Here is a 23,165-nt window from a genome sequence, read left to right as displayed (position 1 = left end):
TCCCCGGCGGTGGACGCCGCCGCAGGGCGCGGCGCTGCCCGACTAGGATCGGGCACCATGACCCACATCCTCTCGGCCGTGGCGTGGCCGTATGCCAACGGGCCGCGCCACATCGGCCACGTCGCAGGTTTCGGTGTCCCGTCGGACGTCTTCAGCCGGCACATGCGGATGGCGGGTCACGACGTCCTCATGGTCTCGGGCACCGACGAGCACGGCACGCCGATCCTCGTCCAGGCCGACAAGGAGGGCGTGAGCCCGCAGGAGCTCGCGGACCGGTACAACCGCGTCATCGTCGAGGACCTGCACCAGCTCGGCCTGTCGTACGACCTCTTCACGCGGACCACGACGCGCAACCACTACGCCGTCGTGCAGGAGATGTTCCGCACGGTCCACAAGAACGGGTACATGGTCGAGAAGACGACCATGGGCGCGATCTCGCCGTCCACGGGCCGCACGCTGCCCGACCGCTACATCGAGGGCACGTGCCCCATCTGCGGCTACGACGGCGCGCGCGGCGACCAGTGCGACAACTGCGGCAACCAGCTCGACGCGATCGACCTCATCAACCCGCACAGCCGCATCAACGGCGAGACGCCGAAGTTCGTCGAGTCGAACCACTTCTTCCTCGACCTGCCCGCGTTCGTCGACGCGCTGGGGGACTGGCTGCGCACGCGCACCGCGTGGCGCCCGAACGTCCTGAAGTTCTCGCTCAACCTGCTCGACGACGTGCGCCCGCGCGCCATGACGCGCGACATCGACTGGGGCATCCCGGTCCCGCTGCCCGGGTGGGAGGAGAACTCGAGCAAGCGCCTCTACGTGTGGTTCGACGCGGTGATCGGGTACCTCTCGGCGTCGATCGAGTGGGCGCGGCGCAGCGGCGACCCGGACGCGTGGCGCGCGTTCTGGAACGACCCGGAGGCGCGGTCGTACTACTTCATGGGCAAGGACAACATCACGTTCCACTCCCAGATCTGGCCGGCCGAGCTGCTCGGCTACGACGGCCGGGGGAGCAAGGGCGGGGCGCCGGGCCCGTACGGGAACCTCCAGCTCCCGACGGAGGTCGTGTCGAGCGAGTTCCTCAACGTCGAGGGCCAGAAGTTCTCGTCGTCGCGCGGCGTCGTCATCTACGTGCGCGACATGCTGGCCCGCTACCAGCCCGACGCGTTCCGGTACTACGTGGCGTCCGCCGGTCCGGAGACGCAGGACGTCGACTTCACGTGGGCCGACTTCCAGCGCCGCACGAACGACGAGCTCGTGGCCGGCTGGGGCAACCTCGTGAACCGCACGGCGAACCTCGTGCACAAGAACTTCGGGGCGATCCCGGAGCCGGGGCAGCGCCAGCCGATCGACGAGGGCGTCCTCGCGACGACGACGACCGCGTTCGGGCGCGTGGGCGAGCTCATCGCGACGCACCGCCAGCGCGCCGCCGTCGCCGAGGCCATGAAGACGGTCGGCGAGGTGAACAAGTACGTGTCGGACACCGAGCCGTGGAAGCTCAAGACCGACCCGGACCGGCTCGCGACCGTGCTGCACACCGTGACCCAGGCGGTGAGCGACCTCAACACGATCCTGTCGCCGTTCCTGCCGCACTCGGCGCAGCAGGTGCACGAGGCGTTCGGCGGCACGGGCACGTTCGCGGCCCAGCCGCGCATCGACGAGGTGACCGACCTCGACGACGACTCGCGCCACTACCCGGTCATCACGGGCGACTACCGCGCCGAGGGCCTGGCGACGTGGGAGCCGAAGGCCGTGGTGCCGGGCACCCCGGTCGGCAAGCCGACGCCGGTGTTCACCAAGCTCGACGACTCGATCGTCGAGGAGGAGCTCGACCGCCTGCGCGAGGGCGCCTGACGGTGGCCAAGCAGCGCGAGCGCGGCTGGCCGCCGGACCCGGAGCCGCTGCCGGTCCCGGTGGTGGACAACCACACGCACCTCGACTCGATCGCGCACGTCCTCCCCGACGACACCCCTGCCCCGACCGTCGCGGACCACCTGGCCCGGGCGGCGGCCGTCGGGGTGGACCGGGTCGTGCAGGTGGGCTGCGACCTGCCGGCGGCCCGCTGGACGGACGCCCTCCTGCGCGGCGACCAGGCGGTCTGGGGTCGCGAGCAGGCGGATCCGGCGCGTGCTGAGGCGGGGACGAGCCAGGACCACCTGGTCGGCGGCGCGGGGGCGCCGGGGGTCGGGCGGCTGCTCGGGGCCGTGGCCATCCATCCGAACGAGGCCGTGCTGCACGGCGGGGTGCGGGAGGTCGGGCCGGACGGTCTCGAGCCCGACCCGCGGCCGCACCACGACGTGCCGCTCGACGACGCGGTCGCGGAGATCGCGGCGATCGCGCGTGCGAACGACCGCGTGCGCGCGATCGGCGAGACCGGGATGGACCTGTTCCGCACCGGCGCCCGGGGCGAGGCCGTCCAGCGCGAGGCGTTCCGCGCGCACGTCGCGCTCGCGAAGGAGCTCGGCCTCGCGCTCCAGATCCACGACCGCGACGCGCACGCGCAGGTGCTCGACGTCCTCGCGCGCGACGGCGCCCCCGAGCGGACGGTCTTCCACTGCTACTCGGGCGACGCCGCGATGGCGAAGTTCTGCGGGGATCAGGGCTGGTACCTGTCGTTCGCGGGCCCGGTGACGTTCCGCGCGAACGACGAGCTGCGGGCTGCGTTGCGCGCCGTCCCGCTCGGGCAGGTCCTCGTCGAGACGGACGCGCCGTACCTCACGCCGCACCCGTACCGCGGGCGTCCCAACGCGCCGTACGTCCTGCCGACGACGGTCCGTACGGTCGCCGAGGTCGTGGACCGACCGCTCGCGGACGTGTGCGAGCGCCTGGCCGCGACCTCCGTCGCGGTGTACGGCCCCTGGTGACGACCGCGCACCCGGGCGGGACGACCGCGTCCGGTGCGCGAGGGCTGCGAGGTTTCGCCCCAGGTCACGTTTCGGCTACGGTCGGGTCCGTGCGTCGTGCGCCCCGCGCCGACGACGTCCCGCACCTCGCCCCCGGCGCTCGCCGGCGGGCGTCCTCCCGCAGAAGGGACCGCCCGCGTGCTCGCACCTGACGGAACCGGCCGGCGGCGCGTGCAGCGCCTCGCGGCCCAGGGCCTCGTCGTCGCGAGCCTCGTCGGGGTCACCGGCGCGTTCGCCACGCTCCACAAGGACGTCACGCTCGACGTGGACGGCGAGCTGCACCAGGTCTCCGCGTACGGGCGCACGGTCGCCGCGGTGCTCGACTACCAGGGCGTCGCGGTCGGCGAGCAGGACCTCGTCGAGCCCGCGCTCGCCGACCCGGCGCGCGACGGCGGCACGATCGTCGTGCGCACGAGCCACGACGTCACCGTCGAGATCGACGGCCAGGTGCAGACGATCCCGACGACGGCCCGCACCGTGGGCGAGCTGCTCACCTACCTCGGCCCGCGCGCCGAGGGCGCCGTGACCGAGGTGTCGCGCACGCAGGCCCTCGGGCGCGAGCCGATCCGGGTCTCCACGCTCAAGACGGTCCACGTCGCGGTCGACGGCGCGGTCATGCCCATCACGACGGCCGAGCCCACGGTGCGCGGGGTCCTCGCGACCGCGGGCATCGTGCTGGCCGAGGGTGACGGCACGTCCGCGCCGCTCGACGCCGCGGCGGTGGACGGGATGCTCGTGCTCGTGAGCCGCGCGGCGGCCACGGCGGACACGGTCACGGAGGTCCTGCCGTTCGAGACGGAGGAGCGCGAGGACCCGACGCTCCCGCAGGGGCACCGCGTCGTCGTGCAGTCCGGTCGCGTCGGCGAGGCGGTCACGACCTACTCGGTGCAGACGCTCGGCGGGGCCGAGGTGTCGCGCACGGTCCTCACGCGCACGGTCACGACGGAGCCGCGGAACGAGGTCATCAAGGTCGGGACGATGGACGTCTCGGTCTCGGTGGACCCGGGCTCGGCGCGCGCCGTGGGCCGCTCGCTCGCCGCGCAGCGCGGCTGGGGCGACGACCAGTTCGTGTGCCTCGACAAGCTCTGGACCAAGGAGAGCAACTGGCGCGTCGACGCGGACAACCCGAGCTCGAGCGCGTACGGGATCCCGCAGGCGCTCCCCGGCTCCAAGATGGCGAGCGCGGGCTCCGACTGGCGCACCAACCCGGCGACGCAGATCACGTGGGGCCTCGGGTACATCGAGGGCCGCTACGGCACGCCGTGCTCCGCGTGGTCCCACTCCGTCGCCAAGGGCTGGTACTGACCGCTCCGCAGTCGCGCCGCTACCGCCCGAGCATCTTGAGGTAGTGCGGGTTCTGCATGATCCCGAGGACGTTGCCGAACGGGTCCACGACCGAGGCGGTGACGAAGCCCTCGCCCTGCCCGCGCTCGACGACGCCCTCGTACTCCGTCGCGCCCAGGGCGAGGAGGCGGGCGAACGCGGCCCGCACGTCGTCGACGTGCCAGTTCACGATCGCGCCGCCCGGCGTGCCCGGCTGAGGGCGCGGCGACCACGACCGGGCGATGATGCCCAGCTCGTCCTGCCGGTCGCCGACGCGGAACTCCACGTACCCGCCCGGCACCACGTAGTAGGGCTCGGTCCCGAGCACCTCCGCGTACCACGCGGCCGCGGCCTCGAGGTCGTCGGCCCACAGGTTCAGCGTCGCCATCCCACGCAGCATCGTCGTCTCCTCCGTCGTCGGGCGGTGCCCGGTCCCGTCCTCCCGTCGCCCCCGGCGGGGCCGACACGTCGACCGTAGACCCCGCTGCGGAACGTGCGGTTCCGCATCGTGCGGCACGATGGGGACGTGCTCGACACCTCGGTCCGGCTCCTGCGCCTCCTGGCGCTCCTGCCGGCGCGCGCGTCCTGGTCCGGGCCCGAGCTCGCCGAGCGCCTGGGCGTGACGACCCGCACGGTGCGCAACGACGTCGAGCGCCTGCGCCTGCTCGGCTACGAGGTGCGGTCGTCCCCGGGAGCCGCGGGCGGGTACCGGCTGGGCTCGGGAGCGGCGCTGCCGCCGTTGCTGCTGGACGACGAGGAGGCGACCGTCGTGGCGGTCGCGCTGCGCGCCGCGGCCACCGGGTCGATCGCCGGGGTCGAGGAGGTCGCGGCGCGCGCGCTCGTCAAGCTCGACACGGTCCTGCCCGCCCGCCTGCGCGTCCGGGCGGACGCCCTGCGCGCCGCCGTCGCGAGCGCGCCCGGCGGTGGGCCCGCCGTCGGGGCGCAGGTGCTGGCCGACGTCGCGGCGGCGATCGCCGCACGCACGGGGCTGCGCCTCGACTACCGCGCGCACGACGGCACGACGACGTCCCGCGCCGTCGAGCCACACCGCCTCGTCCACGTGGGGCGCCGCTGGTACCTGCTCGCGTTCGACCTCGACCGGGACGACTGGCGCACCTTCCGCGTGGACCGGCTGACGCTGCGCACGCCCGGCGGCCCGCGGTTCGTCCCGCGCCCCGTGCCGGGCGGCGACGCCGTCGCGCACGTCGTGCGGGGCGTCGGCTCCGCCGCGTGGGCGCGGCCCGTGCGGGTGCGGCTGCACGCCCCGGCGGGCGTCGTGGCGGAGCGGCTCTCCCCGGTCGCGGGCGCCCTCGCCGACGACGGCCCCGACGCGTGCGTGCTCGAGACCGGAGGCACGTCGCTCGCCCAGGTCGCGGGGTTCCTGCTCAGCCTGGACGTGGACGTCACCGTGCTGGACCCGCCCGAGCTCGCGACGGTCCTGGCGCGGCTCGGGGCGCGCGGCGCGCGCGCCGGGCGCGCGCACGGGCACGAGCACGGGGAGGGGGAGGGCGCGTGAGGCCGCGTGCGGGACTCGTGGAGAGTGCACGACATTCACGCCGAAATGCGGACAGAACTCGCCAGCGTATCCCCCCAGGGGTTGGACTTCGATAACAGATCGGTTACGGTCGATCGTCGCTCGCGCGTGAACGGCGTGCTCCGACGGTCCACCCGGACCGGCGGTACGTGCCCGGACCGACGCGAGCGGTGCGCCGTCGACGGGCCCTGGGGAAGGGGTGCCGAGGGTGGCGCCGGCAGCCGGATCGGCCGCTCGAGACCCGTGGTCGCACGTGTGCGCCCGCCGCGGAGGACGTCAGTCCGCCGTGGGCCACGGGTGGTGCCACGCGCCGTCGAGCCTCCGTGCCCGGGACGCACGACGACTGGACCCGAGTGAAGAACCCCTTCCACCGGACCGCTGACGCGGCCGGCGCCCCCGAGGGCGCCGACATCACCCCCGACACCACCGAGACCCTCGCGGAGAGCCCCCAGAGCCCCGCGACCACCACCGCGCACCGTCGCCGCCGCTGGCCGCTCGTCGCCGGCGCGACCACCGTCGTGCTCCTCGCGACCGGTGCCGTCGCCTACGGCCAGGCGCGCAAGACCGTCGAGCTCGACGTCGACGGCCAGATCACCACCGTCACGACCTTCGCCGGCTCGGTCGAGGGCCTGCTCGCCGAGCAGGACGTCGCCGTGGGCGACCGCGACCTCGTCGTCCCGGACGTCGACTCCGCCCTGCGCGGCGGCGGCGACGTCGTCGTGCGCTACGGGCGCGAGGTGCCCGTGCAGGTCGACGGCTCCCAGTCCTCCGTGTGGCTCACGTCGCTCGACGCGGACGAGGCGCTCACGACCCTCGCCTCGCGCGGCAGCGACGTGCGCCTCGTGGCGTCGCGCTCCGGCGAGCGCGCCTCCCTCCCGATCCGCCTCGACGCGGACGGCCCCGTGAACGTCGTCGTCGACGGCGAGACCAAGGTCGCCCCCGACGGCAGCATCGGCATCGACGCGATCCTCGACCAGCAGGGCGTCCAGCTCGGCGAGCTCGACCGCGTCCACGTCGAGAAGACCGAGCAGGTCGAGGCGGCCCAGGCCGCCGCGGCCCCGGCCGAGGAGGCGGCCGCCGCCGACGCGGCCGCCACCGAGGAGCCGGCCGCCGTCGCGACGTCCGAGGACACCGAGGCCGCGGCGGACGCCGCGCCCGTCTCGCTCGTCGTGCAGCGCGTCAAGGTCGAGGAGGTGGCCACCGACGCGGCCGTCCCGTTCGAGACGGTCACCGAGGAGGACGCCGACCGCTTCAAGGACCTCGACCCGGTCGTCAAGCAGGAGGGCGCCGAGGGCGTCCACACGACCGTGCACCGCGTCACGACGGTCGACGGCGTGGAGGAGTCCCGCGAGCTCGTCTCCGAGGGCGTCACGACGCCGCCGGTGAACAAGATCCTCGTGCAGGGCACCAAGGAGCGCCCCAAGCCGGAGCCCAAGCCGGCGGCGCCGCAGCGCTCGTCGTCCTCGTCGTCGGGCGGCTCCTCGTCGGGCGGTTCCTCCGCCCCGGCGCCCGCCCCGGCCGCCGACCTCGGGTCGGCCCCGGCAGGGGTCTGGTCCGCGCTCGCGCAGTGCGAGTCCGGCGGCAACCCCGCGACGAACACCGGTAACGGCTACTACGGCCTCTACCAGTTCTCGCTCCCCACGTGGCGGGCGATGGGCGGCTCCGGCCTCCCGTCGGAGGCCTCGGCGGCCGAGCAGACGCAGCGTGCCCAGGCGCTCCAGGCCCGTTCGGGCTGGGGCCAGTGGCCCGCGTGCGCGCGCAAGCTCGGGCTCCTCTGAGCCTGCACGGCACGCACCCGGCCGCCTGAGGGCGGACCGGTGGACGACGACGAAGGGCGGGGCGCACGGCGTCCCGCCCTTCGTCGTCCCCGGCGAGGGGCGGTCGGCGCCGGGTCGGTAGGCTTGCGTCCCATGAGCGATACCCGAGGCGCCCTGCTGGGTCCGGCCGAGATCCGTGACCTGGCAGGGCGTCTCGGCGTCCGCCCCACCAAGACCCTCGGCCAGAACTTCGTGCACGACGGCGGCACCGTCCGCAAGATCGTGCGCGCGGCGGACGTCCGCCCGGGCGAGCGCGTCGTCGAGGTCGGGCCCGGGCTCGGCTCGCTGACCCTCGGGCTGCTCGAGGCGGGCGCGAGCGTCGTCGCGGTCGAGATCGACCCCGTCCTCGCGCGGCAGCTCCCGGACACGGTCGCGACGCACGTTCCCGACGTCGGCGACCGGCTCGAGGTCGTGGGCGCCGACGCGCTCGAGGTCACGTCGCTGCCCGGCGAGCCGCCCACCGCGCTCGTCGCGAACCTCCCGTACAACGTCGCGGTGCCCGTGCTGCTCACGTTCCTCGAGCGCTTCGACTCGCTCGAGCGCGTGCTCGTGATGGTGCAGGCGGAGGTCGCGGACCGGCTCGCCGCGCCCCCCGGGTCGCGCACGTACGGCGTGCCGTCGGTCAAGGCCGCCTGGTACGCCGACGCGCGGCGCGCGGGCACGATCGGGCGCTCCGTGTTCTGGCCCGTCCCCAACGTCGACTCGGCCCTCGTCGCGCTCGACCGCCGCGAGCCGCCCACCACCGCCGCGACCCGCGAGCAGGTCTTCGCCGTCGTGGACGCCGCGTTCGCGCAGCGCCGGAAGATGCTGCGCTCGGCGCTGTCCGGTCTGGCGGGCTCCGCGAGCGTCGCGGCCGAGGTGCTGGAGGCCGCGGACGTCGACCCGCAGGCGCGCGGCGAGGTGCTCGACGTCGCGGCCTTCGCGCGCGTCGCCGAGCAGCTCGTCCGCCGCGTCGGCCTCGCCGACCGTCCCGCGCGCGGCGCCGCCCCCGCCGCGGAGCGACCCACCGGCCGACCTGGCACAGTGGACGCGTGACACCCCCGCGCCCGCCGAGCATCTCCCTCGCGCCGCCCCCGTCCGTCCGCGTGCGCGCGCCCGGCAAGGTCAACCTCTCGCTGCGCGTCGGGGCGGTGCAGGACGACGGCTACCACCCGCTCGTGACGATCTTCCAGGCCGTGGGGCTCAGCGAGGACGTCGTCGCGCACCAGGTGCCGCCCGGCTCCGGGGTCTCGCTCGGCGTCTCGGGCCTCCAGGCGGACGCCGTGCCGACCGACGAGACGAACCTCGCGTGGCGCGCCGCCGTCGCGCTCGCGGAGCACGTGGGGCTCGACCCGGACGTGCGGCTGGAGATCCACAAGGAGGTCCCCGTCGCGGGCGGCATGGCCGGCGGGTCGGCCGACGCCGCCGCCGCGCTCGTCGCGTGCGACGCGCTGTGGGACGCGGGCGTGCCGCGCGCCGAGCTCGTCCGCCTCGCCGCGGGGCTCGGGGCCGACGTCGCGTTCGGGCTCGTCGGGCACACCGCCGTCGGGACGGGGCGCGGCGACGTGCTCACCCCCGCGATGACGCGCGGGGAGTTCCACTGGGTGTTCGCGGTCCAGGCCGAGGGCCTGTCGACCGCGCAGGTCTACCGCACCTTCGACGAGACCGTGGGCGGGCCCGCCGAGCTGGACCTCGCGGAGGACACCGCGCTCATGCAGGCCCTGCGCGCGGGCGACGCCGTCGGGCTCGGGCAGGTGCTGCGCAACGACCTCCAGGGCCCGGCGCTCGCGCTGCGGCCCGAGCTCCAGCGGACGATCGACGTCGCGACGGAGGCCGGCGCGCTGGGTGCGATCGTGTCCGGCTCCGGCCCGACCGTCGCCGCGCTGGCCCGCAGCCGCCAGCACGCGCTCGCGATCGCGGCCTCGTGGACCGCGAACGACGCGTGCGACACCGTGTGGTGCACCACGGCCCCCGCGGCGGGCGCGCGCGTCGTCGCGCACTGACCACCCGGCCGGCAGCGGGCGCGCCCCCGAGGGGCGTGCGCGTAGGCTCGCCGACATGGTGGGGGAACGGCTCGGACTGCTCAGCCTGCGGCTCGACGCCGCGTACTGCCTCGTGCTCGGCGTCGTGGTCGCCGCCCTCGCGCCGTCGTGGGCACCCGCGCTGCGGGTGCCGGTACCGGTCCTCGCGGGGCTCGGGGTGGCGGTCGTCGCGTGGGCGGGTGCCGTCGTCTGGATGACCGCGCGGCTGCCGCTGCGCGCCGCCCTGCGCACGGTCATGGTCGCGAACGTCGTGGCCGCCGCTGCCGTCGCCGCGTTCTCGGCGACGACGGCGGGCGTCCTCGTGCTGCTCGCCGTCCTCGCGGTCGCGGCCGACGTCGGGCTGTTCGCGGGCTCCCAGGCGGTCGCGCTGCGCCGGTTGCGCGCCGCGCCGGGCGGCGCGACCTCGCGGCCGCCCGGCCCGGCGGTCTAGCGGTCGCGCAGCCAGGCGAGCTGACGGGCGAAGCGGTAGCCCTGGCCGCCCTCGTGCTCGTTGTAGCGGTAGACGTCGATCGCGCGCTCGGCGCCGGGCGCCGCCCCGGCGGCCGCGCCCCAGCCGTTGTACGCCGCGTAGACGGTGGACGGCGGGCAGACCTGGTCCATGAGCGCGACGGAGAACAGCGCCGGCGCGGCGGCGCGGCGGCCGAGCACCGCCCCGTCGAGGTAGGACAGGGTGCGGAACACGGTCTCCTCCGCGTCGCGGTGGACGGCGAGGTAGCGCGTGAGCTCGCGGTACGGGTCGCGGTCCGTGATCTCGACGGCGCGGCGGTAGTGGCACAGGAACGGGACGTCGGGCAGGGCCGCGACGAGCCCGTCGGCGAGGCCCGCGACGGCGATGGCGATGCCGCCGCCCTGGCTCACGCCGTGCACGGCGACGCGCTCGGGGTCGACGCCGGGCACCGAGCGCACGGCGTCGACCGCGCGCACGCCGTCGGTGAAGACGCGGCGGTAGTAGTGGTCGTGCGGGTCCTCGATGCCGCGCGTGAGGACGCCCGGGACGGCGGGCCCCGACCCGGCCGGGTCGGGCGTGCCGCCGCCGCTGCCCCACTGGCTGCCCTGCCCGCGCGTGTCGACGACGAGGTGCGCGTACCCGGCGTTCGCCCACGCGAGGTGCTCGTGGGGCAGCCCGCGACCGCCGCCGTAGCCGAGGAACTCGACGACCGCGGGCAGCGGGGCGCCGTCGCCGGCCGCGGCGGCGCGGGCGGCCTCGGCGGGCCGCACGAGCCACGCCTTGACGGGCTGGCCGGCGAACCCGGGGAACGTCACGTCGTCGACGACGACGAGGTCGAGGCCGGTCTCCACGCGCTCGAGCCGCACCGACCGAGCCAGGTCCCCGCCCGCCTCGCGGGACTCCGCGAGGGTGCGCGCCCAGAAGGCGTCGAGGTCGGCGGGCTCGTCGAGCGCGGGGACGTAGGTCTCGAGCTCGGCGAGGGGCAGGTCGAAGAGCGGCACGGGGCGATCCTCCGGTCAGTACGTCTGATGTCCGACGTTCAGGTGCGGTCGGGACGACTCTAGCGTCGCGGCCCGGCGCACCGTGAGCACGCTAATAATGCGCATCATCCCTTTGACCTGCGGCGTGCCCGTCCGGCGACACTGCCACCAGCCCACGTCTCCACGTGGCGCCCGGCGGCGACGACGCCGCCGGCGAGGAACCGACGGAGGTCCCCCTGTGAGAACCCGAGCAGCAGCACCACGCCGCAGACCGCGCGCCGTGGCGACGGCGGTCGCCACCCTGACGGCGGTCCTCGCCGCCGGGGCGGTCGTCCCCGCGACGGCCCTCGCCGCGGGACCGCCGCCCGTGGCCACGGCCGCCACCACGACCGGGGCGACGACCGGGGCGACGACCGGAGCGACGACCGACGGCCCGTCCGCGTCCGACCTGCCCGTGTTCGAGTACCGCGGCGTGGTCACCGACAAGGAGTCGATGCTGTACAACCCGACGGACGAGTTCATCTTCCCGAGCGTCTTCCACGCGGGCGCGCACCTCGACGACCCGCTGGGGGAGTGGTACCTCTACTACGCCCCGCACGACTCCCCGGGCGGCATCTCGGTCATGTACGCCGACTCGCTCGAGGGCCCGTGGACGGAGTACACGCACAACCCGATCGTCGCGGACGAGTGGCTGCCGTTCTACGAGCGCGTCTCGCACGTCTCGTCGCCCGACGTCCTGTGGGACGACGCGACGGACCAGGTGCTCCTGTACTTCCACGGCGAGAACTCCACGACGCGCTGGGCGACGTCGCCCGACGGGCTCGCGTTCGACGACTCCGGGGTCGCCGTGACGAACGCCGACAGCGGCGCGGGCACCACGGAGACGTCGTACGCGCGCGTCGTCGAGCACCCGGACCCGTCGTCCGGCTACCGGTTCGCCATGACGTACATGCAGAACCGGACCGACAACATCCGGCGGATCAAGCTGGCCGAGTCGGTCGACGGCAAGACCTGGGTCGTGCGGCCGGACCCGCTCGTCGTGCCCGACGCCGCGACCGGCACCAACGTGTCCGGCGGCAACCTGTGGGAGTGGGAGGGTCAGCTCTACGTGATCTACCACGGCTCCACGGGCATCACGTTCGCCCGCACGCTCGACCCGACGATGACGCAGGTCGGCCCGCGGTGGGAGCTGCACCGCGCGAGCGGCGTGGGCGACGACACGGGCCGGGTCGCGGCCCCCGAGATCGTCACCGACGGCGACGAGACGTACCTCTTCTACGAGTCCGGCGACCGCCTGGGCGCGACGATCGCGTGGGCGCAGCGCGACCCCGACGCCGTGCGGCCCCCCGAGCCGGGCCAGGACCCCGACCCGCTGCGCGAGCGGTGCAGCGGCGCGGCGTCCGACGAGTTCGACGGCACGACGCTCGACCCGGCGCGCTGGACCGTGGTCCGGCCGGGGACGGCCCGGCACGAGCTCGTGGACGGCGCGCTGCGCGTCCCGGCGTACCCGACCGGCGTCGCGGGCGCCGCGCTGCCGCTCCAGGCCGTGCCCGCCGGGCCGTGGGAGGTCACGACGGCCGTCTCCGTGTCCCCGACGGAGCGGTTCCAGCAGGGCGGTCTCCTGCTGTACCGCGACGACGCGAACTACGCGAAGCTCGACCTGGTGCACGGGTCGCTCGGCCCGCGGGTCGAGTTCATCTGGCGCCAGAACGGTACGGACCGCAACTCCGGCTTCGACTCGGTCGTCCCGCCTGCGGGCCTCGGCGACACCTTCTGGCTGCGCCTGACGAGCGACGGGACCGCCGTGCAGGCGTCGGTGTCGGTCGACGGCGTCGAGTTCGCGCCGTGGGGCCGCACGGTCGACGTGGCGGCGCTCCGGGCGACCGGCGTCGGTCCGTTCGCGATGCGCGGCTCGGCGACGCCGCCGGAGATCGTCGCGTCCTTCGACTGGTTCCGCTGGACGCCGACCGCCCAGGAGGCGGCGGCGTGCGACGACGACGAGCCCGCCGTCGAGGTCGAGGCCGTCACGCGGTGCCTCGCGGGCCGCGCGTACGTGGCCGTGACGGCGCGCCCCGCGAGCGACGACGCGGTGGCGGTCCGGCTCGCGACGCCGTTCGGCGAGCGCACCGTGGCCGACGTCGCGCCGGGGCGCAGCGCGTACCAGTCGTTCGCGACGCGGGCCACGACGGTCGCGGCGGGGGAGGCGACGGTCGAGGTCGTGGGGGCGGACGGCGTCGGGCGGGGCACGACGACCGCGCCCTACGGCGCGCTGACCTGCGGGTAGCGCGCGGCGCAAGCAGGGGGCGACGGGCCCGGGGACGCACCACGGTGCGGCGCCGGGCCCGTCGTGCGTCCCGCGCCGCACGCCCGGCCACGGCGACGACCGTGCGGCATTATGCGGATCACCCGACGCCCGTCCACCCGCGGAGCCGCGCGGGTCCCGACGTAATAATGCGTATTACCTCGTTGACCGGCTGGGCCTCGCCTGGCGAGACTCCTTCCACGTCATCGACGACGTGATCGAGGAGGATCCATGCCGAGGCACCGCATCACCCAGGCCGACGTCGCCGCCATGGCGGGCGTCAGCCAGGCGACGGTCTCGTTCGTGCTGAACGACTCCACGCCCGCGGGGGTGCGGATCAGCGAGGAGACGCGCCAGCGCGTGCTCGACGCGATCCGGATCACGGGCTACTCGGCGAACCCCGTCGCGCAGCGTCTGGCGGGCGGGCGCAACCAGATCCTCGGCGTCTTCACCTACGAGGCGACGTTCCCGCGCTCCGGTCGCGACTTCTACGGGCCGTTCCTCGTCGGGATCGAGCACGCGGCCGAGAAGCTCGGCATCGACATCCTGCTGTTCACGAGCGCACGCGTCGTCGACGGGCGCCGCCGCCTCACGCGCGACGGCTGGCAGCGCCTCGGGATCGCCGACGGCTGCCTGCTGCTCGGCCAGCACGAGGACCGCGGCGAGCTCCAGCACCTGCTGGACACGAACTACCCCTTCGTCTTCATCGGCAAGCGCGGCAGCGACGGCGGACGCCTGCCCTATGTCGGCGCCGACTACGTCGCGGCCACCGCGCGCCAGGTCGAGCGGCTCGTCGAGCTCGGCCACGAGCGCATCGGGTACGTCGGTCCGCGCGGCACCGACCAGCCCACGCTCGACCGCGTCGACGCCTACCGCGCGACGATGAAGGCGCACGGCCTGACCGTCCGGTTCGTCGAGCTGGACGACGTCCCTGCGACGGCGGCCGAGATCGTCGACCAGCGGCTCACCGCCGTCGTCGTGGCGCCCGAGAACTCCCCGGAGGAGCTCGTCGACGAGCTCGAGGACCGGGGCGTGCGCGTGCCGGCGGACGTCTCCGTGCTCCTGCTCGGCCAGCCGCACCACGGGCGCCCGGGCGGGCGCCGCTGGTCGGGCTTCTCCATCCCGCGCGAGGAGATGGGCGCGCGCGCCCTCGTGCTGCTGTCCCGCCTCGTCGCGGCCGAGTCCGGCTCGGGGCGCTCGGACCGCCGCGCGTCGCGCGCCGTCGCCGTCCCGGAGGACGAGCTCCACCAGCTCCTCGAGTGCGTGGACGTCGACGGCGAGACCGTCGCCGCGCCGTCGGGCGTCGCGGCACCCGCCTGACCGACCTCAGACCGCACCACCGAGCACCAGAGAAACGGAAACCCCAGCGTGACCCATGCAGACCTCCAGGCAGACGTCCTCGTCGTCGGCGGCGGGCTCGGCGGCGTGGCCGCCGCGCTCGCGGCGGCGGAGCGCGGCGCCCGCGTCGTCCTCACCGAGGAGCACCCGTGGATCGGCGGCCAGCTCACGTCCCAGGCGGTACCGCCGGACGAGAGCCCGTGGGTCGAGCGGTTCGGCGTGACCGCGCGCTACCGCGCGCTGCGCGACGGCATCCGCGACGTCTACCGCCGCTCCTACCCGCTCACGGACGCCGCGCGCACGTGGGACGCCCTCAACCCCGGCGCGGGCTGGGTCTCCAAGCTGTGCCACGAGCCGCGCGTCGCGGTGGGCGTGCTCGAGGAGATGCTCGCCCCGTGGCGGTCCGCGGGCCGCATCCGCCTGCTCGAGCGCGTGCGCCCGACGGCGGCCACCACCGACGGCGACCGCGTCACCTCCGTGACGCTCACCCCGGTCACCGCCGACGCCGCGGGCGCGGCCGTGACGGTGCACGCGGCGTTCGTCGTCGACGCGACCGAGACGGGCGAGCTCCTGCCGCTGACGGGCACCGAGTACGTCACCGGGTTCGAGTCGAACCGCGAGACCGGGGAGCCGAGCGCGCCGGACGAGGCGCAGCCCGACAACGTGCAGGCCCTCAGCGTGTGCTTCGCCGTCGAGCACGTGGACGGCGACCACACGATCGACCGCCCCGAGCGCTACGACTTCTGGAGCACGTACACCCCCGGCCCGTGGAACGGGCGCCGGATGCTGTCGTGGGAGGCGCCCAACCCGCGCACGCTCGCGATGGACGTGCGGTCGTTCACCCCGAACCCGGGCGACGACCCGCGCGCCGTCGACGCCGACCAGTCGAAGAACCCCGGCGACGGGAACCTCTGGACGTTCCGGCGTATCGCGGCCCGCGACCTCTTCGCGCCGGGCCACTACGCGAGCGACCTGTGCCTCGTGAACTGGCCGAGCATCGACTACTTCCTCGAGCCCGTGCTCGACGTGCCGCGCGACGTGGAGGAGGCCCGGATCGCCGACGCCCGGCAGCTCAGCCTCTCGATGCTCTACTGGATGCAGACCGAGGCGCCGCGCGCCGACGGCGGGACCGGCTTCCCGGGCCTGCGCCTGCGGCCCGACGTCATGGGCTCGGCCGACGGCCTCGCCCAGGCGGCCTACCACCGCGAGTCCCGCCGCCTGCGCGCCGTGACGACGGTGACGGAGAACGATGTCTCGTACGCCGTGCGCGGCGACCGCGGCGCGACGCGCTACGACGACTCGGTCGGCGTCGGCATGTACCGGATCGACCTGCACCCCTCGACGGGCGGCGACACGTACATCGACGTCGCGTCGACGCCGTTCGAGATCCCGCTCGGCGCGCTGCTGCCGCAGCGCGTGACCAACCTGCTCGCCGCCAACAAGAACATCGGCACGACGCACATCACGAACGGGTGCTACCGCCTGCACCCCGTCGAGTGGAACGTCGGCGAGGCCGCCGGCCACCTCGCGGCCCACTGCCTCGCGACCGGGCGCACGCCGCACGCCGTCCAGTCGAAGGCCGACCTCCTCGCCGACTACCAGGACGAGCTCGTCCGGGCGGGCGTCGAGCTGCGCTGGCCCGCCGAGGCCCACCCCTACTGACCCGGGCTCCCCGCGCCCGGCACCCCCGCCCACCCTCAGTCCGAAGGAGAACTGATGCACCCCCTCACCCCACGGTCGGCCCCTCGCCCCGCCCCGCGCCGACGCCGCCTCGTCGGCGCACCCCTGGCCGCCGGCGGCGTCGCGCTCGCCCTCGTCCTCACCGCGTGCTCCGGCGGCGGCGACGACGTCGCGGGCGAGCCGAGCACCCCGAGCGAGCCGGTCGAGCTGCGCATGACGGTCTGGACGGCCGACGAGACGCAGCTCTCGCAGTTCCAGGAGATCGCCGACGCGTACGTCGCGGAGAACCCCGACCTCGTGTCCGGCGTGACGTTCGAGACCATCCCGTTCGAGGACTACACGACGTCCCTCACGACGCAGCTCGCGGGCGGCAACGCGCCGGACCTCGCGTGGATCCTCGAGAGCTACGCGCCCGAGTTCGTGGCGAGCGGCGCGCTCGTCGACGTCGGCCCGAAGCTGCAGGAGACCGAGGGGTACGCGTACGACGACCTGCTCGACTCGTCGCTCGCGCTGTGGGAGAAGGACGGCGGCCTCTACGCCTACCCGTTCTCCAACTCGCCGTTCGCGCTGTTCGTCAACACCGACCAGGTCGCCGCGGCGGGCCAGCCGAACCCGGCCGACCTCGTCGCGTCGGGCGACTGGACCTACGACCAGGTCCGCGAGATCGCGGCGGCGGCCGCCGCGACGTCGGGCAAGCAGGGCCTCGTGGTGCGCGACTTCGACTACAAGGTCTGGGAGAACCTGTCGACGATCTGGGACGGCTGGGACGCGGCGCCGTGGAGCGAGGACGGCACGCAGTGCACGTTCACCGACCCCGAGATGGTCGACGCGCTCACGTGGGTCCACGACGCGACGTTCGTCGACAAGGCGCTGCCCGGTCCCGGCACGACGGCCGACTTCTTCGCGGGCGACTCCGCCATGACGATCACGCAGATCAGCCGCGCGTCGTCGCTCGACGACTCGTTCGGGTGGGACGTCGTGCCGCTCCCGGCGGGCCCGGCGGGCCAGCAGAACGTCATCGGCCAGGCCGGCATCGGTGTCTTCGCGGCCGGGGAGCACCCCGACGTCGCGGCCGACTTCCTCGCGTGGTTCACCAACCCGGAGAACGCCGAGACGCTCGCCGCGTACTTCCCGCCGCCGCGCGAGTCGCTGCTCACCGCCGAGACGCTCGGGGCAGCCAACCCGAAGCTCAGCGAGGAGCAGCTCCAGGCGGTCGTCGTCGACGGCATCCAGGGCGCCGTGACGAAGCCGTCGCACCAGAACTTCGCCAAGCTGCAGGACACGGTGCGCGCCCAGCTCGACGCGCTGTGGACCGCCGACGCGGACGTCGAGGGCGTCCTCGCCGACACGTGCGCGGCGATCCAGCCCCTGCTCGGGGACTGAGCGTGGCGTCCTCCGCACTCGCACGACGGGACGCGGCCGTGGGCTACACCATGGTCGCGCCCGCCGTGCTCGGCGCGCTCGCGTTCGTCGTCGCGCCGCTGGTCGCCGTCGTCTGGTACTCGCTGCACGAGTGGAACGTCCTCGCGAACACGTTCACGTTCGCGGGCGGGGACAACTACGAGCGGATGCTCGCCGACCCCGGGCTGCGGGACTCGCTCCTCGCGAGCCTGTGGTTCTCCGTCGGGCTCGTCGTGCTCAACATCTCCCTCGCGCTCGTCCTCGCGGTGCTGCTCAACCAGCGGCTCCCCGGCACGACGACGTTCCGCACGTTCTTCTTCTCGCCCGTCGTCGTGTCCCTCGTGGCGTGGACGATCGTGTGGAGCTTCCTGCTCCAGGCGGACGGCGGCATCAACGGGTTCCTGTCGCTGCTCGGCGTCGACGGCCCGAACTGGCTGCGCGGCGAGACGACGGCGATGCTCTCGGTGATCGTCGTGCAGGTCTTCAAGAACGTGGGCCTCAACATGATCCTGTTCCTCGCGGCCCTGCAGGGGGTGCCCGAGGAGATCCAGGAGGCCGCGCGCATCGACGGCGCGGGCGCGTGGCGCCGGTTCCGGTCCATCACGCTCCCGCTCATCAGCCCGACCGTCCTGCTGGTCTCGATCCTCACGATCGTGGGCTCGCTCGAGGTGTTCGCGCAGATCGCCGTGCTCACGGGCGGGGGGCCGGGGAACTCGACCACCGTGCTCGTCTACTACCTGTACCAGCAGGCGTTCCGGTTCAACGACTTCGGCTACGCGAGCGCGATCTCCGTCCTGCTGTTCGTCATCGTCCTCGTCCTGACACTCGTGCAGTGGCAGACGCGCAAGAGGTGGGTCTTCCATGAAGTCTGACGTGATGCCCGGCCCGGCCACGCTCCCGGGCGCGGACGACGGCCCGGCCCGGCCCGCGGCGTCGGGCACGGGCGGCGCCGACGGCGCGGCGACCCGCGGCGGGCGGCCCGCGCGCCGCACGGGGAGCGCGCGCACGCGCCGCCGCTGGGGGCGCGCGGCGCTCGTGGCGCTGCTCGTGGTGCTCAGCGTGCCCTTCGTCTTCCCGACGTGGTGGATGGCGACGTCGAGCCTCAAGCCGATGAGCGAGATCCTGCGGGCCGTGCCGACGCTCTGGCCCCAGGACCCGTCGTTCGCGGCCTACGGCGAGGTGTTCCGGCTGCAGCCGTTCGCGCAGCAGTACTGGAACAGCCTCTACATCGCCGTGGTCGTGACGGTCGGGACGATCCTCGTGGCCTCGATGGCCGGGTACGCGTTCGCGCGCATTCGGTTCCCCGGGGCGAACGCGCTGTTCCTGCTCGTGCTCGTCGGGCTGCTCGTGCCGTCGGAGGTGACGATCGTCCCGCTGTTCCGGATGGTCAACTCGCTCGGGCTCATCGACACGCACTGGCCGCTCGTGGTCATCCCGATCCTCGGGGCGCCGAGCGTCCTCGCGACGTTCATCATGCGCCAGTTCTTCCTCGGGCTCCCCGGCGAGCTCGAGGAGGCGGGGCGCATGGACGGCCTCGGGCGGTGGGGGATCTTCTGGCGGATCGCCTTCCCGCTGTCGCGCTCGGCGATCTCGGCCGTCGCGATCTTCACGTTCCTCAAGTCGTGGAACCTGTACCTCGAGCCGATCGTGTACCTGTCCAGCAAGGACCGGTTCACGCTCCCGCAGGCGCTCACGCAGTACGTCGACGCCTACGGCGGCCCGATGTGGAACGTCCAGCTCGCCGCGACGACGCTCACGGTGCTGCCGGTCCTCGCGGTGTTCCTCGTCGCGCAGAAGCAGTTCGTCCAGGGCCTGGCGCACACGGGACTGAAGTAGGAGAGGCCGCCGATCAGCCCTGCTCGGGGTACTCGGTGCGGGTGCGCGACCCTCCGACCGAGACGCTCCCGCCGCCGACCACGGGCAGCGGCGTCCCGGCGGAGAACCCGGCACCCTGCTCCTTCACGACCGTCCCGCCGGGGGGCGTCGTGATGAGCGAGCTCGGCGGGTTGGGCACGACGTTGCCGCTCGCGTCGTACGTGATCGCGTACACGCCGGGCCCGCCGAGGTCCGTGCTGCCCGGGACGATCCCCGTGCCCTCGATGCCTGCGCCGGCGTCGCCGCGGACGTAGACCGTCGTGGTGCCCGTGTTGTTGTCCACTCGGGTGCCGACCAGGCCCTCGACCTCGACCTCGGCCCTGCCTCCGGCGAGCGGGACGACCGCACCCCCGGCGGACCCGGTCGCGTAGGCGCCCGCCTCGACGATCGTGGCGTCGGGCCTCGGCGGCACGTACGACCCGAGCTCCGGCCCCATGTAGTGCATCGTCTGGCGCTGCTGGTAAGCGAGGAAGGCGTCGACCTCCTCCTGGCTCGCGAAGGTGTACTCGCTCCCGACGTTCAGCACCGCCCCGCCCGAGGCGCCCGCCTGCGCGCCGAGGTTGACGCCGTGCTCGTTCACGTGCCCCTCGACGTAGGGGGTCGGGGTGCCCTCTCCGACCCCCAGGCTGCCCCCGGCGAGCTGGGTGACCCGGAACGTCCCGTCGGAGAGCTCGTCGATGCGGTACTCGAACCCGGCGCTCCCTTCCCCCGGGCCGGCCCCGATGCCCTGCTCGTACGTCACGTGCTCCGTCGCGACGATCGTCGGCGGCTCCTGCTGCTCGGTCATCGGCGGCAGGTCGGGCAGGGTGCGATCGCCCGGCAGACCAGGGATCCCGCCGCCACCGCCGCCGCCGCCAGCACCGCCGCCACTGCTCCCGCCGCCGTCGACGGCGCTCGCGCTGTCCTGTTGCTCGGCCTGCACGCGGAGCTTCTGCGCGCCGTCGTCGAGCAGGGTCGACGCCGCTCGCAGCGCCGCCTCCATCTCGCCGTGCCACCGTGCCCGCAGCGCCTCGGCGTCCGGACCTGCCCACGGGGTCGACGTGACGGCGGCGCGCAGCGCCGAGGTCGTCGCCTCGAGCTTCGCGGACTCGCCCTGGAACGTGTCGGCGAGCCCGCGCAGCGCGGCGATGTCGGCACCGTAGAAGGACATGGTGAACCTCTGCTGGCAGGGGGACGGTTGTCACGGTCACCCTTCGTCATGGCGCGGCCCGGCGCAAGGGGGAGGAGTCCCCATCGGGCCGAGACGCGCGGTCGGGCTGAGCGCCCGGCGCCCTGCACGAGGACGCCGCCGAGGTCGCTACGCTCGACGGTGTGGCTCATCTCCTCGGCGCCGACGGCATCTCGCTGACCGTCGGCACCCGCACCCTGCTCGACGACGTCTCGCTCGGCCTGGACGACGGCGACCGCGTCGGCATCGTCGGCCCCAACGGGGCCGGCAAGACCACGCTCCTGCGCCTCCTCGCGGGCACGCAGCAGCCCGACGGCGGCCGCGTCACCCGCGTGGGCGGCCTGCGGGTGGGCCTGCTCGACCAGCGCGACGACGTCGGCACCGGCGCGACGATCCGCGACCTCGTGCACGGCGACGCCGCGACCCACGCGTGGGCGTCGGACGCGAGCGTCCGCACCGTCCACGCGGGGCTGCTGGGCGACCTCGACCTCGACGCCCCGGCGGACACGCTGTCCGGCGGGCAGCGTCGCCGCGTCGCGCTCGCGGCCCTCCTCGTCGCCGACCACGACGTGCTGTTCCTCGACGAGCCCACGAACCACCTCGACGTCGAGGGCGTCGCGTGGCTCGCCGCGCACCTCGGCGACCGCTTCGCCCGCCCGGGCGCGAAGGGCGCCCTCGTGGTCGTCACGCACGACCGCTGGTTCCTCGACGCCGTGTGCTCGCGCATGTGGGAGGTGCGGGGCGACGGCTCGGGCCAGGTCGAGGGCTACGAGGGCGGGTACGCCGCGTACGTGCTCGCGCGTGCCGAGCGCCAGCGCACCGCGGCCGTCGCGGCGGAGAAGCGCGACAACCTGCTGCGCAAGGAGCTCGCGTGGCTCCGGCGGGGCGCGCCCGCGCGCACGTCCAAGCCCAAGTTCCGGCTCGACGCCGCCGCCGCGCTCATCGCCGACGTCCCGCCGCCGCGCGACACGCTCGAGCTCACGCGCACCGCGACGAAGCGCCTCGGCAAGGACGTGCTCGACCTCGAGGACGTGACGGTCGCGGTGCCGCGCCAGGACGGTCAGGGCGAGCGCGTGCTGCTCGACGACGTCACGTGGCGCCTGGGGCCCGGCGACCGGTACGGGGTCGTCGGGGTCAACGGCGCCGGGAAGACGACGCTCCTCGCGCTCCTCGCCGGGCGGCGCGAGCCCGACTCCGGGCGGGTCAAGCGCGGCAAGACCGTCCACGTCGCGGAGCTGTCGCAGGACGTCGGCGAGCTCGACGACATCGCCGGCGCGCGCGTGATCCAGGTGATCGAGGACGAGAAGCGCTCGGTCGTCGTCGACGGCAAGGAGCTCTCCGCGTCCCAGCTCGTCGAGCGGCTCGGCTTCACGCGCGAGCGGTCGCAGACGCTCGTGCGCGACCTCTCGGGCGGCGAGCGGCGTCGCCTCCAGCTCCTGCGCCTGCTCGTCGCCGAGCCCAACGTGCTCCTGCTCGACGAGCCGACGAACGACCTCGACACCGACACGCTCGCCGCGCTCGAGGACCTGCTCGACGGCTGGCCCGGGACCCTGATCGTCGTCTCGCACGACCGCTACCTGCTGGAGCGCGTCGCGGACCGCCAGGTCGCGCTGCTCGGCGACGGCCAGGTGCGCGACCTGCCGGGCGGCGTCGAGCAGTACCTCGAGCTGCGGCGCGCGGCGCTCGCGGGCGCGGGCGCGGCGTCGACCGGGTTCGCGCCCACGGGCGGCGCCGACGGGACGCCGGACGCGGGGCCGGCCGTGGCAGCCCCGGGCCCGAGCGCGGCCGAGGTGCGGGCGGCGAAGAAGGAGATCAACCGCATCGAGCGGCGCCTGAGCAAGATCGCGGAGGCCGAGGTCCGGCTGCACGAGAAGATCGCGGCGAACGCGACCGACTTCGCGGCGGTCGCGGAGCTCGACGCCGAGCTGCGCACCCTCGCGGCGGAGAAGGACGAGCTCGAGGCGGCGTGGCTCGAGGCGGCCGAGGTCGCCGGGTGACGGCCGACCGGATGCGCGTCGCGGTGTCCGCGCGCGGCGTCGAGGTCGACGACGGGCAGGGCGGCGTCCTCGCGCCGTGGGCGGACGTGCGCCGCGTCACCGCGTTCGCGCTCGGTGCCCCGGGCGGCACCGCCCGGTACGTGTCGTTCGACCTCGTGAACGGGCACAGCGTCGAGGTGGACGACGCCGCCCCGGAGTGGGACGACGTGCTCGCCGCCCTGCCCGGGGGGGTCGAGCTCGCGGTCGACGACCCGCTCGTCGCGCTCGGCGCGCTCGCGCCGGGCGAGCGGCTCGTCCTCGCGGGGCCCGTGCGGACCCGCTGACCCCGCGGGGACCCGGGTCCGGACGCCCGGGGCGTGTCGCCGGGGCCCAGCCGGGCGC

At 74.7% G+C, this 23,165-nt stretch carries 19 protein-coding genes; 16 read left to right on the top strand and 3 right to left on the bottom strand.

What is annotated here, in order from left to right; all coding sequences use genetic code 11:
- Positions 1-57 precede the first annotated feature (57 nt).
- The 3 genes from metG (at position 58) to ACPCUX_RS17690 (ending at position 4,205) form a co-directional block, all read left to right on the top strand.
- Entirely contained in the window at positions 58-1,851 is a 1,794-nt protein-coding gene (metG, locus tag ACPCUX_RS17700; RefSeq protein WP_144680842.1) for a methionine--tRNA ligase, read from the top strand.
- Between the two features lie 2 nt (positions 1,852-1,853).
- Complete coding sequence (locus tag ACPCUX_RS17695; protein ID WP_423389293.1) at positions 1,854-2,861, top strand: TatD family hydrolase; 1,008 nt, start codon at positions 1,854-1,856, stop codon at positions 2,859-2,861.
- Between the two features lie 177 nt (positions 2,862-3,038).
- Positions 3,039-4,205 carry a ubiquitin-like domain-containing protein gene (locus tag ACPCUX_RS17690; protein WP_031316670.1) on the top strand — a complete coding sequence of 389 codons (1,167 nt, stop codon included), beginning with the start codon at positions 3,039-3,041 and terminating at the stop codon, positions 4,203-4,205.
- Positions 4,206-4,224: 19 nt separating this feature from the next.
- Here ACPCUX_RS17690 and ACPCUX_RS17685 read toward each other — a convergent pair whose 3' ends face one another.
- The gene (locus ACPCUX_RS17685) at positions 4,225-4,611 is read right to left on the bottom strand and encodes a VOC family protein (RefSeq protein ID WP_423389292.1); all 387 of its coding nucleotides are present in this window, start codon (positions 4,609-4,611) and stop codon (positions 4,225-4,227) included.
- A gap of 138 nt (positions 4,612-4,749) precedes the next feature.
- On the opposite strand from ACPCUX_RS17685, the gene ACPCUX_RS17680 reads away from it, so the two are divergent.
- The 5 genes from ACPCUX_RS17680 (at position 4,750) to ACPCUX_RS17660 (ending at position 10,025) form a co-directional block, all read left to right on the top strand.
- Positions 4,750-5,739, top strand: coding sequence for a helix-turn-helix transcriptional regulator (locus tag ACPCUX_RS17680; protein ID WP_423389291.1), 990 nt, complete (start codon positions 4,750-4,752; stop codon positions 5,737-5,739).
- Positions 5,740-6,080: 341 nt separating this feature from the next.
- Positions 6,081-7,535, top strand: a complete 1,455-nt coding sequence (locus ACPCUX_RS17675) for a resuscitation-promoting factor (protein ID WP_276345094.1) — start codon at positions 6,081-6,083, stop codon at positions 7,533-7,535.
- A gap of 132 nt (positions 7,536-7,667) precedes the next feature.
- Entirely contained in the window at positions 7,668-8,609 is a 942-nt protein-coding gene (gene rsmA / locus ACPCUX_RS17670) for a 16S rRNA (adenine(1518)-N(6)/adenine(1519)-N(6))-dimethyltransferase RsmA (protein WP_423389290.1), read from the top strand.
- Positions 8,606-9,556: a 4-(cytidine 5'-diphospho)-2-C-methyl-D-erythritol kinase gene (locus tag ACPCUX_RS17665; RefSeq protein WP_423389289.1), complete on the top strand. Its 951-nt coding sequence runs from the start codon at positions 8,606-8,608 to the stop codon at positions 9,554-9,556. Before rsmA ends, ACPCUX_RS17665 begins: the two co-directional genes overlap by 4 nt.
- A gap of 55 nt (positions 9,557-9,611) precedes the next feature.
- Positions 9,612-10,025, top strand: coding sequence for a hypothetical protein (locus ACPCUX_RS17660; protein WP_144680847.1), 414 nt, complete (start codon positions 9,612-9,614; stop codon positions 10,023-10,025).
- Here ACPCUX_RS17660 and ACPCUX_RS17655 read toward each other — a convergent pair.
- Positions 10,022-11,044, bottom strand: coding sequence for an acetylxylan esterase (locus tag ACPCUX_RS17655; RefSeq protein ID WP_423389288.1), 1,023 nt, complete (start codon positions 11,042-11,044; stop codon positions 10,022-10,024). The two genes, ACPCUX_RS17660 and ACPCUX_RS17655, sit on opposite strands and share 4 nt — an antisense overlap.
- Positions 11,045-11,303: 259 nt before the next feature.
- On the opposite strand from ACPCUX_RS17655, the gene ACPCUX_RS17650 reads away from it, so the two are divergent.
- From ACPCUX_RS17650 to ACPCUX_RS17625, 6 genes are all read left to right on the top strand, one after another.
- Positions 11,304-13,307 (top strand): DUF1349 domain-containing protein, encoded by a 2,004-nt coding sequence (locus ACPCUX_RS17650; protein ID WP_423389287.1) that lies wholly within the window; start codon positions 11,304-11,306, stop codon positions 13,305-13,307.
- Between the two features lie 249 nt (positions 13,308-13,556).
- Positions 13,557-14,645 carry a LacI family DNA-binding transcriptional regulator gene (locus tag ACPCUX_RS17645; RefSeq protein WP_034650649.1) on the top strand — a complete coding sequence of 363 codons (1,089 nt, stop codon included), beginning with the start codon at positions 13,557-13,559 and terminating at the stop codon, positions 14,643-14,645.
- 48 nt (positions 14,646-14,693) lie between these two features.
- A complete protein-coding gene (locus ACPCUX_RS17640) occupies positions 14,694-16,325 on the top strand; it encodes an FAD-dependent oxidoreductase (RefSeq protein ID WP_034650647.1) in 1,632 nt (543 codons plus the stop codon).
- A gap of 54 nt (positions 16,326-16,379) precedes the next feature.
- Positions 16,380-17,726 carry an ABC transporter substrate-binding protein gene (locus tag ACPCUX_RS17635; RefSeq protein WP_415296846.1) on the top strand — a complete coding sequence of 449 codons (1,347 nt, stop codon included), beginning with the start codon at positions 16,380-16,382 and terminating at the stop codon, positions 17,724-17,726.
- 2 nt (positions 17,727-17,728) lie between these two features.
- Positions 17,729-18,616, top strand: a complete 888-nt coding sequence (locus ACPCUX_RS17630) for a carbohydrate ABC transporter permease (protein ID WP_228485059.1) — start codon at positions 17,729-17,731, stop codon at positions 18,614-18,616.
- A complete protein-coding gene (locus ACPCUX_RS17625) occupies positions 18,606-19,580 on the top strand; it encodes a carbohydrate ABC transporter permease (RefSeq protein ID WP_232322724.1) in 975 nt (324 codons plus the stop codon). The genes ACPCUX_RS17630 and ACPCUX_RS17625 overlap by 11 nt, the downstream gene beginning before the upstream one ends.
- A gap of 13 nt (positions 19,581-19,593) precedes the next feature.
- Here ACPCUX_RS17625 and ACPCUX_RS17620 read toward each other — a convergent pair whose 3' ends face one another.
- The gene (locus ACPCUX_RS17620; RefSeq protein WP_423389286.1) at positions 19,594-20,769 is read right to left on the bottom strand and encodes a WXG100 family type VII secretion target; all 1,176 of its coding nucleotides are present in this window, start codon (positions 20,767-20,769) and stop codon (positions 19,594-19,596) included.
- Between the two features lie 161 nt (positions 20,770-20,930).
- Between ACPCUX_RS17620 and ACPCUX_RS17615 the strand changes: the two genes are divergently transcribed.
- Entirely contained in the window at positions 20,931-22,784 is a 1,854-nt protein-coding gene (locus ACPCUX_RS17615) for an ABC-F family ATP-binding cassette domain-containing protein (protein ID WP_137281449.1), read from the top strand.
- Complete coding sequence (locus ACPCUX_RS17610) at positions 22,781-23,107, top strand: hypothetical protein (protein WP_423389285.1); 327 nt, start codon at positions 22,781-22,783, stop codon at positions 23,105-23,107. The genes ACPCUX_RS17615 and ACPCUX_RS17610 overlap by 4 nt, the downstream gene beginning before the upstream one ends.
- Positions 23,108-23,165 lie beyond the last annotated feature (58 nt).

Source organism: Cellulosimicrobium sp. AB352, from assembly GCF_049538415.1.
Lineage (GTDB): Bacteria > Actinomycetota > Actinomycetes > Actinomycetales > Cellulomonadaceae > Cellulosimicrobium > Cellulosimicrobium funkei.
The sequence above is the reverse complement of the archived record's forward strand: the minus strand, read 5'-3'. Positions and strand labels throughout refer to the sequence as shown.

Excerpts from the sequence above, each read along its gene's own strand:
- ACPCUX_RS17635 (WP_415296846.1), top strand. The coding sequence starts at position 16,380 with ATGCACCCCCTCACCCCACGGTCGGCCCCTCGCCCCGCCCCGCGCCGA.
- metG (WP_144680842.1), top strand. The coding sequence starts at position 58 with ATGACCCACATCCTCTCGGCCGTGGCGTGGCCGTATGCCAACGGGCCG.
- ACPCUX_RS17625 (WP_232322724.1), top strand. The coding sequence starts at position 18,606 with ATGAAGTCTGACGTGATGCCCGGCCCGGCCACGCTCCCGGGCGCGGAC.
- ACPCUX_RS17645 (WP_034650649.1), top strand. The coding sequence starts at position 13,557 with ATGCCGAGGCACCGCATCACCCAGGCCGACGTCGCCGCCATGGCGGGC.
- rsmA (WP_423389290.1), top strand. The coding sequence starts at position 7,668 with ATGAGCGATACCCGAGGCGCCCTGCTGGGTCCGGCCGAGATCCGTGAC.
- ACPCUX_RS17620 (WP_423389286.1), bottom strand. The coding sequence starts at position 20,769 with ATGTCCTTCTACGGTGCCGACATCGCCGCGCTGCGCGGGCTCGCCGAC.
- ACPCUX_RS17660 (WP_144680847.1), top strand. The coding sequence starts at position 9,612 with ATGGTGGGGGAACGGCTCGGACTGCTCAGCCTGCGGCTCGACGCCGCG.
- ACPCUX_RS17685 (WP_423389292.1), bottom strand. The coding sequence starts at position 4,611 with ATGGCGACGCTGAACCTGTGGGCCGACGACCTCGAGGCCGCGGCCGCG.